Source organism: Brucella pseudintermedia (assembly GCF_008932435.1).
Classification (GTDB): Bacteria; Pseudomonadota; Alphaproteobacteria; order Rhizobiales; family Rhizobiaceae; genus Brucella; species Brucella pseudintermedia.
In genome coordinates this window covers 1-12,107 of the sequence record NZ_WBWE01000020.1, presented here as the reverse complement: position 1 = coordinate 12,107, position 12,107 = coordinate 1, and the positions used below count along the sequence as shown (strand labels likewise).

The window sequence follows — 12,107 nt, the reverse complement described above, 5'->3', positions numbered from 1 at the left end:
ACGTGATCTCTCGCAGCGTGCGGATGCTTCGCACGGCGCTTGGCGCGTCGATCGTCCGCCATCTCGAAGACCCTGGCGTTGTCGAGGTGATGCTGAACCCTGACGGTCGCTTGTGGGTGGACCGGCTGAAGGACGGTCTTGCCGATACCGGCGAGGTTCTGTCGCCCGAAGACGGCGAGCGCATCGTCCGGCTGGTCGCCCACCATGTCGGCGCGGAAGTCCATGCGGGCAATCCCCGCGTTTCGGCCGAACTGCCGGAGACCGGCGAGCGGTTCGAGGGGCTGTTGCCGCCCGTCGTCACGGCCGCCGCCTTCGCGATCCGCAAGCCGGCGGTCGCCGTCTTCACCCTGTCGGATTATGTGGCGGGCGGGATCATGACGCAGCAACAGGCCGACGTGCTGCGCATCGCCGTCGAAAAGCGGAAGAACATCCTTGTCGCCGGCGGCACCAGCACCGGAAAGACCACGTTGACGAATGCGCTTCTGGCCGAAGTCGCCAAGACCGCCGACCGCGTGGTGCTGATCGAGGATACCCGCGAACTGCAATGCGCGGCTCCCAATCTGGTCGCCATGCGGACGAAAGACGGCGTGGCGTCGCTCTCCGATCTGGTGAAGTCGTCGCTTCGTCTGCGTCCTGACCGCATTCCTGTCGGCGAGGTGCGCGGCGGTGAAGCGCTCGATCTCCTGAAAGCATGGGGAACGGGGCATCCGGGTGGGATCGGCACGATCCACGCCAATACGGCGATCGGCGCGCTGCGCCGGCTCGAACAGCTCGTGCAGGAAGTGGTGATCACGGTCCCGCGGGCTCTGATCGCCGACACGATCGACGTCATTGCCGTTCTTTCCGGCCGAGGCTCCGCCCGCCGCCTTTCGGAAATCGCCCTCGTCGACGGGATCGATCCCGCCACCGGCGATTATCGGACCCTTTCCGCTCAACTTTCCCCTGCCAACCCTCAGCAAGAAACCCAATCGCTCCCGAAAGGAGAATCGCTATGATCACGCCTGTCCTTCGCCGTTTCCACGCCCGTCTTGCGCAGGCGACGGCGCTTGCGTCCGTCACGCTGCTGATGGCCGCACCCGCCCACGCTTCCGGCTCTTCGATGCCGTGGGAAGAACCGCTGGAACAGATTCTCGAAAGCATCGAAGGTCCGGTCGCCAAGATCGTTGCCGTCATCATCATTATCGCCACTGGCCTTGCGCTCGCCTTCGGCGATACCGGCGGCGGCTTCCGGAAGCTGATCCAGATCGTCTTCGGCCTGTCGATCGCCTTCGCCGCATCGAGCTTCTTCCTGTCCTTCTTCTCCTTCGGCGGCGGAGCGCTCGTCTGATGACGGTGCTGCTTTCCGAACAGGAAGAGGTGCGCGGCTTCCTTGCGCCGGTTCACCGGGCGCTGACCGAGCAGATATTGCTCGGCGGCGCTCCCCGCGCCATCGCCATCGTCAACGGCACGCTCGCCGGAGCCGTGGGCCTCGGCCTTCGCCTCTGGATCGCCGGTCTGGTCATCTGGGCCATCGGGCATTTTGCCGCCGTCTGGGCGGCACGGCGCGACGCGCAATTCGTGGACGTCGGCCGCCGCCACCTGCGCTATCCCGCGCATCTCAGCGTGTGAGGAGACGGCCGATGCTCAATCTCTCCGAATATCGCAAGCGTTCCTCACACCTTGCCGACTTCCTGCCCTGGGCCGCCCTGATCGCACCGGGCGTCGTCTTGAACAAGGACGGCAGCTTCCAGCGCACGGCCCGTTTCCGTGGTCCCGATCTCGACAGTGCCACGCCGTCCGAACTGGTCGGCACCACCGCACGGCTCAACGGCGCGCTTCGCCGTCTCGGCTCCGGCTGGGCGATCTTCGTCGAAGCGCAGCGCAACCCGGCCACCGAATATCCGACAAGCCTGTTTGCCGATTCAGCATCGGCGCTTCTCGATATTGAGCGCCGGGAGCAATTCGAGGAAAGCGGCCTTCTTTACGAAAGCAGCTATTATCTCACCTTCGTCTGGTTGCCGCCCGCCGAAGAAGCCTCGCGCATGGAGGGCTGGCTTTACGAGGGCCGCGAACGCTCCGGAGTCGATCCGTGGGAATTGCTGAAAGGTTTTATCGACAGGACGGATCGTGTCCTTCATCTGGTCGAAGGGTTCGTGCCGGAAGCGGACTGGCTCGATGATGCCGAGACACTGACCTACCTGCATTCCACCATTTCCACGAAGCGCCATCGTGTCCGCGTTCCCGAAACTCCGATGCACCTCGATGCGCTCCTGGTCGATCAGCCGCTTGCCGGTGGGCTGGAGCCAAGATTGGGCGATTTTCATCTTCGCACCCTGACCGTGATCGGTTTCCCGACCGTGACCTTTCCGGGCATACTGGACGATCTCAACAGGATCGCCTTTCCGTATCGCTGGTCGACGCGGGCGATCATGCTCGACAAGCTAGAGGCAACCCGGCTGGTCACGAAAATCCGCCGCCAATGGTTCGCCAAGCGGAAGAGCATCGCCGCCATCCTCAAGGAAGTCCTGACCAACGAGCAATCCGTTCTTCTGGATTCGGATGCCGCCAACAAGGCGGCCGACGCCGATGCGGCCTTGCAGGATCTCGGTTCCGATCAGGTCGGCGAAGCCTATGTGACCGCCACCGTCACGGTCTGGGACGCCGATCCGCGCATTGCTGATGAGAAGCTTCGCCTTGCGGAAAAGGTCATCCAGAGCCATGACTTCACGGCCATCGTGGAAACGGTGAACGCGATCGAGGCATGGATGGGCAGCATTCCCGGCCATGTCTATGCCAATGTCCGGCAACCGCCGATCAGCACGCTCAATCTGGCCCACATGATGCCTCTCTCGGCGGTCTGGGCCGGGCCGGAGAAAGACGACCATCTCGACGCGCCGCCGCTGTTCTATGCGAAGACGGAGGGCGCGACGCCGTTCCGTTTTTCATTGCACGTCGGCGACGTCGGGCACACGATGGTCGTCGGCCCGACCGGCGCGGGCAAGAGCGTCTTGCTTTCTCTCATGGCGCTCCAGTTCCGCCGTTACGAACGATCGCAGGTGTTCGCCTTCGACTTCGGCGGCTCGATCCGCGCCGCCGCGCTGGCGATGCGCGGCGACTGGCAGGATTTGGGCAGCTCGCTCTCCGACGACACATCGCTCCTCAATACCGTTTCGCTCCAGCCGCTTGGCCGTATCCACGACACGCCGGAACGGGCATGGGCGGCTGACTGGCTGGTGGATATTCTGATCCGTGAAGGCGTCGAGATTACCCCGGACGTGAAGGAACATCTCTGGACGGCGCTGACCTCTCTGGCGTCCGCGCCGGTCGTGGAACGGACCATCACCGGCCTGACCGTGCTGCTGCAATCGTCGGTATTGAAACAGGCGCTTCGCCCCTACTGCATCGGCGGTCCCTATGGCCGTCTCCTCGACGCGGAAATGGAATGGCTTGGCGAAGCGTCGGTGCAGGCGTTCGAGACCGAAGGGCTGATCGGAACCGGGGCAGCTCCTGCCGTACTGTCCTACCTGTTCCACCGCATCGAATCCCGCTTCGACGGCCGCCCTTCGCTCCTGATCATCGATGAAGGCTGGCGGGCGCTGGACGATGGCGGCTTCGCGCAGAAAATCAAGGAATGGCTGAAGACGCTGCGCAAGAAGAACGTCTCCGTTGTCTTTTCCTCGCAATCGCTCGCCGACATCGAGGCTTCTCCGATTGCGCCGGTCATTGTCGAAAGCTGCCCGACGCGCATCTTCCTCGCCAATGAACGGGCCATCGAACCGCAGATCGCGTCCATCTATCGGCAATTTGGCCTCAATGGCCGGCAGATCGAAATCGTCGCCCGCGCCACGCCGAAGCGAGATTATTACTGCCAGTCCCGGCGTGGCAACCGGCTGTTCGAGCTTGGCCTTGGCCATATCGCGCTCACCCTTTGCGCCGCGTCCGATAAAGCCGCCCATGCGCTGATCGACGAGCTCATGAAGGACGGCGCGAAGCCGTATTTCCTCGAAGCATGGCTTGAAGCCAATGAGCTTCGCTGGGCGGCTGATCTCATTCCCGATCTCACCAACGTTCTTGACCCGTCCGCAGCAGCGAACAGCGGGCCGGTCGCTGTTTCCCCGTCACCTGAAGAGGAATCTCCGCTATGAGGCATATCGCCCGTTCCCCGCGTGTCCGCGCTCTGGCCTGCGCCGTCAGCGCATCCGCCATCCTGTTTCCCGTCACCCTGCCTCTGGTCGTGATCCCGTTCACACCGTCGCCGGCGCTGGCGTGGAAGATCGTCTATGATCCCACGAATTATTCGCAGAACCTGCTTTCGGCCGCCCGCGCGCTGGAGCAGATCAACAATCAGGTGACGTCTCTCGCCAACGAGGCGCAGATGCTCATCAACCAGGCGAAGAACCTCACCAGCTTGCCCACGTCCTTGCTCTCGAAGATCGAGGGCAACTTTTCCCAGATGAAGTCGCTTCTCAACGAAGCCGACCAGCTCGCTTACAACGTCCAGAATATCGAAACGCAGTTCAACGCGACCTATCGGGATTTTGCATCGGGCGACCGCACCGCATCGCAACTGGTGTCCTCGGCGCAGCAGCGCTGGCAGCAATCGGTATCGGCTTTCGAGCATTCGCTGAAGGCGGGGGCCGTCGCGGTTGGCAATATTGAAGGCACGCAGGAACAGACCAGCGAGCTTGTCAGCGCCAGCCAGTCGTCCGTTGGCGTGCTTCAGGCGACGCAGGCCGGCAACCAGCTTCTCGCCGTGCAGGCGAAACAGATTTCCGATCTCACCGCCATGCTGGCCGCACAGGGCCGCGCCAGCGCGCTCGAACAGGCACGGCAGGCCGCCGCACAGGAGCAGGCCCGCGAGCAGTTTTCCCGCTTCATGACGGGGACCGCCTACACATCGTCCAGCGTCCGCATGTTCCACGATTGAAAGGAATGGACGTCATGGACATGAAGATCGCCGCCCGGATGATCGCCGTCTTCGCCATCGGCGCAGGGCTGACCGCCGCCATCGCCGCCCTGCAAAACGATGAAGACCGGCCCGATGCCGACGCCCCCCGCATCGAGCATCCGGGCGGCGACCCTTCCTCTCTATCGGCCGCGAAAAGCGAACTTACCCGTTGCCGCGACCTTGGCACGGCGGCGCTCGAAGACGTCGCCTGCCGCAAGGCATGGGCGGAGAACCGCCGCCGCTTTTTCCGCATGGACAAGCCGGATCGGCCGACGCCGCCCAAGGGTAAACGGGGAGGCCGGGCATGAATAATGTCGGCGTCATCGACCGTTTCCTTGAGACCTTCACCAGCTATATCGACAGCGGATTCGGCCTGTTGTCCGGCGAAGTTGCCTTCCTTACCTCAACGCTGATCGTCATCGACATTGTGCTCGCCGGCCTGTTCGGGGCATGGGGCGCCGACGAGGACATTATCCAGCGGCTCGTGAAGAAGACGCTCTATATCGGCTTCTTCTCCTTCATCATCGGTAATTTCAACAACCTGGCGAAGATCGTGTTCGAGTCCTTCAGCGGGCTTGGCCTCAAGGCTGGCGGGTCGTCGCTTTCCGGTTCCGAGCTTCTCCAGCCCGGTCGCGTGGCGCAGGTCGGCCTTGACGCCGGCGAACCGCTCCTGACCGCCGTGGGTGAACTGACCGGCTATATTTCCTTTTTCGAGAACTTCATCCAGATCTTTGTGCTGCTGGTGGCGTGGGTGGTCGTGCTGATCGCCTTCTTCATCCTGGCGATCCAGATTTTCGTCACGCTGATCGAATTCAAGCTCACCACATTGGCCGGGTTCGTGCTGATCCCGTTCGCGCTGTTCAACAAGACCGCCTTCCTCGCCGAAAAGGTGCTCGGCAATATCGTCGCCTCCGGCGTGAAAACATTGGTTCTGGCCGTCATCGTCGGGATCGGCTCCGGTCTGTTCAGCGAATTCACCGCCGGTTTTTCCGATACGCCGACGATCAGCGAAGCGTTGTCACTGGTTCTCGGGGCGCTGGCGCTGATGGGCCTGTCGATCTTCGGCACGGGCATCGCCACCGGCCTTGTTTCCGGTGCGCCGCAGCTTGGTGCAGGGGCCGCGGTTGGAACCGGCCTTGCCGCCGCCGGTATTGCTGCCGGTGGTTTCATGGCGGCGAAAGCCGGGGCCGGTATGGCTATCAGTGCGGCAGGCGGCGCGGCACGCGGTGGTGCTGCCTTGGCCGGTGGTGCCAAAATCGCCTACGGTCTGGGCGACGCTTCCGTGGGATCGACCGGGACAGGTGGCGGCGCGGCGGGCATGATGGGGGTCGCCAAGGCTGGTGCCGGCATGATCGCCAATCGCGGCAAAGAGGCGGCCTCTCGCGCCGGTGAATCCTTGCGCTCCAGCTATCGTTCCGGTCAGGCCGCCGCATGGAAGGCGACGGGCGGCAAGAACGACGTCAATCCCGGCGGCGCTGCTGGCGGCGGCAAGGCCGCCAACGATCCGGTTTATGCCGCCTCACAGCCCGCCAAGGCCGTTTCCGGTTCGGACATTTCTCCGCAATCGGCATCCGCGCCCGACTGGGCGCAGCGGATGAAGCGCAACTGCACCATTCACCATGGGGTCAGCACCGCAGCCCACTCGATCCGCTCCGGCGATCATGGTGGCGGTTCCATGTCCGTTTCTCTCAACCAGGATGACAAATGATGACACTCTTCAAGCGTCCTTCCGTACGCTATGCCCGCACGCCCGAATCCGAAACGCCATACCAGCGCGCCGGACAGGCATGGGACGAGCGTATCGGGTCAGCCCGCGTGCAGGCGCGCAACTGGCGGCTGATGGCCTTCGGCTCCCTGATCCTGTCGGCCGGATTCGCATCTGCCCTTGTCTGGCAATCGACACGCGGCACGGTGGTTCCGTGGGTGGTACAGATCGACCGCTTCGGCGAGGCGCAAGCAACCGCGCCCGCCGTGGCCGATTACCGGCCGACCGACCCGCAGATCGCATGGCACCTGGCCCGCTTCATCGAGCAGGTCCGCTCCATTCCCGTCGATGCGGTCATTGTCCGGCAGAACTGGCTTCGCGCCTACGAGTTCACCACGGATCGCGGCGCGATCGCGCTCAACGACTACGCGCGGGCGAACGATCCCTTCACCAAGGTCGGCAAGACGCAGGTTTCCGTGGAGATTTCCAGCGTCATTCGCGCCTCTCCAGATTCGTTCCGCATCGCATGGGTGGAGCGCTCCTATGAGAACGGCCAGCTTTCCGGCACGGAACGCTGGACGGCGATCCTGACGGTCGTGCTCCAGCAGGCGCGCACCGCCGAAAAACTCCGGGCCAATCCGCTCGGCGTCTATGTCAACGCAATCAACTGGTCGAAGGAAATGGGGCAATGAAGACGAATGAATCACGCATGAAGTCGCGCTACGCATCCGGAATGGTTCTGGCTCTGGTATCGGCAACCGTGCTGGCCGGTTGCGCGAAGAAGTACATTCCACCGGAAATCGACTATGACGATGCGGTTCCGGCTGTCAGGACGACTGATCCCATCCCGCCAGTCAAGGTGGTCGCGGTGCCGAAGACCTTGCCGTTACCCGGACAGTTGAAGCCGGTCGAGGGATCGAAAGCCAAAGCGGAATCAACTGATCCGAAGCAGCGTATCAGCGCGGCCAACGAGGCTGCCAGAATGCAGCCGGTCCGTGACGGCTTCATCAACGCCGTGCAGGTCTATCCCTTCGCGTTAGGCGCGCTCTATCAGGTCTATGCCGCGCCGGGACAGGTGACGGATATTGCCCTTCAGCCGGGAGAAACCCTTGTCGGTTCCGGCCCGGTTGCGGCCGGTGACACGGTACGCTGGATCATTGGCGACACCGAGAGCGGTACAGGCGCATTGAGGCAGGTCCATATCCTCGTGAAGCCGACACGGCCGGATCTTCAGACCAACCTTGTCATCAACACCAACCTGCGCACCTATCACCTGGAACTGCGCTCGACGGAAAAGACCTACATGGCCTCCGTCTCGTGGCAATATCCCGCCGACCAGCTCATTGCCTTGCGCCGCCAGAATGCCAAGGCGGCGGAAACACAGGCCGTCGCATCCGGCGTCGACATATCCAAGATCAACTTCCGCTACCGCATCGAAGGCGATGCAGCGCCCTGGCGGCCGCTGCGCGCTTTCGACGATGGAAGCAAGGTCTATATCGAGTTTCCGTCCGGCATCGGACAGGGAGAAATGCCGCCGCTCTTCGTCATCGGCGGATCGGGCAATTCCGAACTGGTCAACTATCGTGCCCGCCAGAACTATTATGTCGTGGATCGCCTGTTCGCGGCCGCGGAACTGCGGCTTGGCGACAAGGACACGCAGAAGCGCGTTCGCATCGTCCGCACCGATGGCCGGCCGGCAACGGCGAAGCGGACGGCGCTGTTTTCGTCGGAGAACAGCCGATGACGAATGCTTCCGATCTCACGGCGCAATTGCGCCTGCGACCAGAACCGCCGCGCGTCACGCGCCTTTCGCGGAAAATGCTGATCGGAGCCGGCGGCGTGGCGGGCATCGCCATTGCCGCTGCCCTGTTCTGGGCGCTCGACACAAGCCGGCGCGGCAGCCAGTCCGCGACCGAACTCTATAATGTCGACAACAAGACGCCTGCCGATGGGCTGGCCGGTCTGCCGAAAGATTACACCAATATCCCGAAACTTGGTCCCGCGCTTCCCGGCGACCTTGGCCGTCCGATCCTGCGGGCGCAGGAACAGGGCAAGCCGGTTGCCGCGCCCAATATCCAGACGCCGCGCGTCGATCCTGAAGAGCAGCGGCGGCTTGCCGAGATCGAGGCAGCGCGGCTTGCGAAGCTCTTCACCGACAGTCGGGGAGAGACGACAACAGGCAATCAGCAGGTCGCATCCGCTGCATCACCGTCAGGCCCCAGCGTCGATCCGGCAACCGGCCTTGCTCTTCCGGCCGAGACTCCGCAGCTCGATTCCGGCTCCGCGCAGAACATGCAGGATCGCAAGCTCGCCTTTGTCGGCGCCGAAGCCGACCGCCGTACCGTCAGCGCCGACCGGGTGCAGGAAAAGGCGTCGCCCTATATCGTGCAGGCGGGCACCGTGATCGCCGCGGCGCTGATAACCGGCATCAAGTCCGATCTTCCCGGCCAAATCACCGCGCAGGTCACGGAGCACGTCTATGACAGCCCGACCGGATCGCATCTTCTGATCCCGCAAGGGTCCCGCCTGATCGGCCAGTACGACAGCCAGGTTGCGTTCGGTCAGAGCCGTGTGCTTCTGGTCTGGAACCGGCTTATCATGCCGGACGGCACATCGATCGTGCTCGAACGCCTTCAGGGTGCCGACAGCCAAGGCTATTCCGGCCTTGAGGATGGCGTCGATTACCATTGGGGCCAACTGTTCAAGGCCGCTGCCCTGTCCACGCTGCTTGGCATCGGCACGGAAATCGGCTCCAGCAATGACGAGAACGAAATCGCTAGGGCAATCCGCGAAAGCGCGCAGGACATCGCTTCCGACGTCGGCCAGCAGATCGTCCGCCGCCAGCTCAACATCCAACCGACGCTCACGATCCGGCCGGGGTTCCCGATCCGCGTGATCGTCCAGCGGGATTTACTGATGCAGCCGTGGGGCGGCGCTGCGAAGGAGCCGACATGACCAAGCTGAAGCTCTCCGCCATTCCTGACGACAAGCCGGTGAAAATCACCGTCGAGCTTCCGGCAGAGGTGTTTCGGGATTTGCAGGCGTATGCTGCAATTCTTGCCAAAGCTGCCGGGGAAACAACGCCGCCCGATCTGGCGAAGCTCGTTTCGCCGGCGCTACAACGGTTTATGGCGACGGACGGTGGGTTCTGGAAGGGAAATAGAGCTATGCGTAGGTGTAAAACTGCGCATTATAAATAAAATTGACTGACACCTTGCATCATTAATTTTGGATGCTTTTCTCCAGTTTTGCTTGGTTCGTCAAATATTCCTGTTCAGGAACAAGACCCTCCCAAGCATCATGTACCCATCTGTTTACAGCTGTGACCTTGCGAGCTAACAATTGATCGGCATTTGAGCATTCAGTAAAGTCCCCGTCTCTAAAGTCATAGTTTGCTTTATGTTCTTCAAGTTCTCTTTGGGCACGACGATAAATCATCCAGAGGCGCTGCGGCTTACGTAACTGGAGCCAGCTCGTCAACCCACCTGCCAAAATAGACAGGACCGATGGGATTGCTTTTGAACACAAAATTCCAGTGCCGAGTGTGACAAACAGTGGCGCGATTAGCGTGCAAGCGATAATTACCGAAAAGCAGAATTGCGCCTCAAACTTATTATGATCTGCTTTCTCACGGAATCCTTGTCGAATTGACGAGTAATATTCTGATGCAGATGTGAAATTATCTTCTGGTACAGTCCTGTCTTTACGAAACATTCGTTATACGTGCTCGTTTTTGTTGAAAATATTTCAATTGGCTCCGTCGAAAAAAAGATAATCGGGAGCGCTAGCCTCCACCGAGGCCGACATTGTAATAAGATCAGGCAGACGTCTGATTCTCGGATATATTGTACCACATGAGCAAGCGTGCGTTCGACATTCTCTTACGACGTAGACTCATAAACTAATGCACCAGATGCGGATAGCGATGAGTTTGACAGCTGCCAGGAAATTGGCGGGGTTCTTGTCGTAACGCGTTGCGATACCGCGATAGTGTTTGATGCGGTTGAAGAACCGCTCGACCAGATTTCTCTGACGATAAACCCACGGTGAGAACGACAAGACGCCCGTGCGGTTGGATTTGGGTGGAATATTGGCCCATATTTTTTGGTCTGCTGCCGTCTTGCGGATGGCATCGGTATCATAGGCCTTGTCTGCAAGCAGCGTGCCGCCTTCTTTAACACACGCCATGAGGCCCTCAGCCTGAGAGCAGTCAGCAACCTGGCCACCCGTCAGGCAAAAATTGATCGGACGGCCTTGCGCATCAACAATTGCGTGGATTTTGCTTGTGAGGCCGCCACGGGAACGTCCCATGCAACCATCGTCGGCATCCCTTTTTTTCCTGTGGCTCCGTGCTGGTGAACACGGACACAGGTGCTGTCGATCATCACGATGTCACCGTCATAGGCCTCCGAGACGGCCTCCAGTAACCGATCCCAGACACCGGCACGTCGCCAGCGAACGAACCGGTTGTAACAGGTCGTTGCAACACCATAGCGTTCAGGGATTTCCGACCACGATGAGCCAGTGCGGAACCGCCATAGTATGCCATTGAGAACCATGCGATCGTCAACCCGAGGCACACCACGAGGTTTGCTGGGCAACAGCGGCTCAATAATCGACCATTCCCGGTCTGTCAGCTCATAGCGGCGACGTGACATCAAACACCTCCAATTTTGAGGCCATTTGAATCACTAATCCTTTCAAATAACTAGTCTCTTTATGAGTGTACGACCTAGTGATTCCCTTGGAAGAGGAGCTTTTGGAAGTTCAAAGGTTCTTCAAGTCAATTGAGGATCTTTCAACCGATACCATCTATCGTCATTGCGTAGATGTCGGGGATCCAGATATCTCAATGCTGGTTGTCCAACAAGAGGAGATGGGGCGGAATTCAGCGCGAGACGCGGTTGAGGCCGCATTTGATGAATTTGATTTCTCATTTGTTGTTTGTTTAGGCATTGCTGGTTCCCTCACTGCTAACTTGAGACTCTGTGATGTCTGCTACAGCTATGGAATATATGACGTTTATGACAACACAAAAGCGCACGAGTCCAAGGACGGCGTATTCGACATTGCATTCTCCCCTCACTATGAGAAATGTTATGCCCCAATTGTTGCAGCGATAAACTTCATTCGAACTGATCCTAATTTGCAGGATTTATACGCAGCTTGGCAACTTGAGCGCGAAGAAGCAGCGAAGGCAAAATTTACGGGACGGGTAATTGGTCGTGCTGGTGCCTTTGAAGCGATCCAGCAGCCTAAATCGAAAGATTGTAAGGTTGTTTGTGCGGCGGTAAGTGATAGTGAAAAGTATAATAACAAAATTAGAACCGTTGATCGTAAAATATTTGTGATCGGCCCCCACGGACGGGTCCAATTTGATTGTTAGTGCAATGATGGTCGTGGCGCCAGCGCGGGCGGCATCGCTGGTTGGGGTTGCAGGGCCGCCCGCGCGAATGCCGGAATGAAGACCTCAGG

14 protein-coding genes are annotated in these 12,107 nt (G+C 60.4%); 12 read left to right on the top strand and 2 right to left on the bottom strand.

Going from position 1 to position 12,107, the window contains the following annotated elements; genetic code table 11:
* Positions 1-23 precede the first annotated feature (23 nt).
* The 11 genes from trbB (at position 24) to F9K78_RS20330 (ending at position 9,832) form a co-directional block, all read left to right on the top strand.
* Positions 24-995 carry a P-type conjugative transfer ATPase TrbB gene (gene trbB, locus F9K78_RS20380; protein WP_208851944.1) on the top strand — a complete coding sequence of 324 codons (972 nt, stop codon included), beginning with the start codon at positions 24-26 and terminating at the stop codon, positions 993-995.
* A 71-nt stretch (positions 996-1,066) separates the two neighbouring features.
* Complete coding sequence (locus F9K78_RS20375) at positions 1,067-1,327, top strand: TrbC/VirB2 family type IV secretion system protein (RefSeq protein WP_412842100.1); 261 nt, start codon at positions 1,067-1,069, stop codon at positions 1,325-1,327.
* Entirely contained in the window at positions 1,327-1,608 is a 282-nt protein-coding gene (locus F9K78_RS20370; RefSeq protein WP_151682657.1) for a VirB3 family type IV secretion system protein, read from the top strand. Before F9K78_RS20375 ends, F9K78_RS20370 begins: the two co-directional genes overlap by 1 nt.
* A gap of 11 nt (positions 1,609-1,619) precedes the next feature.
* Positions 1,620-4,124, top strand: coding sequence for a conjugal transfer protein TrbE (trbE, locus tag F9K78_RS20365; protein WP_151682656.1), 2,505 nt, complete (start codon positions 1,620-1,622; stop codon positions 4,122-4,124).
* Positions 4,121-4,906 carry a P-type conjugative transfer protein TrbJ gene (gene trbJ / locus F9K78_RS20360; protein ID WP_151682655.1) on the top strand — a complete coding sequence of 262 codons (786 nt, stop codon included), beginning with the start codon at positions 4,121-4,123 and terminating at the stop codon, positions 4,904-4,906. The genes trbE and trbJ overlap by 4 nt, the downstream gene beginning before the upstream one ends.
* Before the next feature lie 14 nt (positions 4,907-4,920).
* Complete coding sequence (trbK-alt, locus tag F9K78_RS20355; protein WP_151659267.1) at positions 4,921-5,235, top strand: putative entry exclusion protein TrbK-alt; 315 nt, start codon at positions 4,921-4,923, stop codon at positions 5,233-5,235.
* Entirely contained in the window at positions 5,232-6,635 is a 1,404-nt protein-coding gene (trbL, locus tag F9K78_RS20350) for a P-type conjugative transfer protein TrbL (RefSeq protein ID WP_151682654.1), read from the top strand. Before trbK-alt ends, trbL begins: the two co-directional genes overlap by 4 nt.
* Complete coding sequence (trbF, locus tag F9K78_RS20345) at positions 6,635-7,324, top strand: conjugal transfer protein TrbF (RefSeq protein WP_151659296.1); 690 nt, start codon at positions 6,635-6,637, stop codon at positions 7,322-7,324. Before trbL ends, trbF begins: the two co-directional genes overlap by 1 nt.
* 17 nt (positions 7,325-7,341) lie before the next feature.
* Positions 7,342-8,376 (top strand): P-type conjugative transfer protein TrbG, encoded by a 1,035-nt coding sequence (trbG, locus tag F9K78_RS20340; protein ID WP_192799626.1) that lies wholly within the window; start codon positions 7,342-7,344, stop codon positions 8,374-8,376.
* Positions 8,373-9,587: a TraB/TrbI/VirB10 family type IV secretion system protein gene (locus F9K78_RS20335; protein WP_151659270.1), complete on the top strand. Its 1,215-nt coding sequence runs from the start codon at positions 8,373-8,375 to the stop codon at positions 9,585-9,587. The genes trbG and F9K78_RS20335 overlap by 4 nt, the downstream gene beginning before the upstream one ends.
* Entirely contained in the window at positions 9,584-9,832 is a 249-nt protein-coding gene (locus tag F9K78_RS20330) for a DUF2274 domain-containing protein (RefSeq protein ID WP_151659271.1), read from the top strand. Before F9K78_RS20335 ends, F9K78_RS20330 begins: the two co-directional genes overlap by 4 nt.
* A gap of 22 nt (positions 9,833-9,854) precedes the next feature.
* On the opposite strand, the gene F9K78_RS20325 is transcribed toward F9K78_RS20330, so the two are convergent.
* Together F9K78_RS20325 and F9K78_RS20320 are read right to left on the bottom strand one after the other, a co-directional pair.
* Positions 9,855-10,346 carry a DUF4231 domain-containing protein gene (locus tag F9K78_RS20325; RefSeq protein ID WP_151659272.1) on the bottom strand — a complete coding sequence of 164 codons (492 nt, stop codon included), beginning with the start codon at positions 10,344-10,346 and terminating at the stop codon, positions 9,855-9,857.
* Between the two features lie 180 nt (positions 10,347-10,526).
* A protein-coding gene (locus tag F9K78_RS20320; protein WP_151682653.1) for an IS5 family transposase occupies positions 10,527-11,290 on the bottom strand; the annotation gives its coding sequence in 2 pieces (ribosomal slippage) (positions 10,527-10,963 and positions 10,963-11,290; 765 coding nt in all).
* A gap of 86 nt (positions 11,291-11,376) precedes the next feature.
* Between F9K78_RS20320 and F9K78_RS20315 the strand changes: the two genes are divergently transcribed.
* Entirely contained in the window at positions 11,377-12,018 is a 642-nt protein-coding gene (locus F9K78_RS20315; RefSeq protein WP_151682652.1) for a hypothetical protein, read from the top strand.
* Positions 12,019-12,107: the final 89 nt, after the last annotated feature.

Coding starts and splice junctions, on each gene's coding strand:
- F9K78_RS20325 (WP_151659272.1), bottom strand. CDS start 10,346: ATGTTTCGTAAAGACAGGACTGTACCAGAAGATAATTTCACATCTGCA.
- trbJ (WP_151682655.1), top strand. CDS start 4,121: ATGAGGCATATCGCCCGTTCCCCGCGTGTCCGCGCTCTGGCCTGCGCC.
- trbK-alt (WP_151659267.1), top strand. CDS start 4,921: ATGGACATGAAGATCGCCGCCCGGATGATCGCCGTCTTCGCCATCGGC.
- trbF (WP_151659296.1), top strand. CDS start 6,635: ATGACACTCTTCAAGCGTCCTTCCGTACGCTATGCCCGCACGCCCGAA.
- trbG (WP_192799626.1), top strand. CDS start 7,342: ATGAAGTCGCGCTACGCATCCGGAATGGTTCTGGCTCTGGTATCGGCA.
- F9K78_RS20330 (WP_151659271.1), top strand. CDS start 9,584: ATGACCAAGCTGAAGCTCTCCGCCATTCCTGACGACAAGCCGGTGAAA.
- trbE (WP_151682656.1), top strand. CDS start 1,620: ATGCTCAATCTCTCCGAATATCGCAAGCGTTCCTCACACCTTGCCGAC.
- F9K78_RS20375 (WP_412842100.1), top strand. CDS start 1,067: ATGGCCGCACCCGCCCACGCTTCCGGCTCTTCGATGCCGTGGGAAGAA.
- trbB (WP_208851944.1), top strand. CDS start 24: ATGCTTCGCACGGCGCTTGGCGCGTCGATCGTCCGCCATCTCGAAGAC.
- F9K78_RS20370 (WP_151682657.1), top strand. CDS start 1,327: ATGACGGTGCTGCTTTCCGAACAGGAAGAGGTGCGCGGCTTCCTTGCG.
- F9K78_RS20335 (WP_151659270.1), top strand. CDS start 8,373: ATGACGAATGCTTCCGATCTCACGGCGCAATTGCGCCTGCGACCAGAA.
- trbL (WP_151682654.1), top strand. CDS start 5,232: ATGAATAATGTCGGCGTCATCGACCGTTTCCTTGAGACCTTCACCAGC.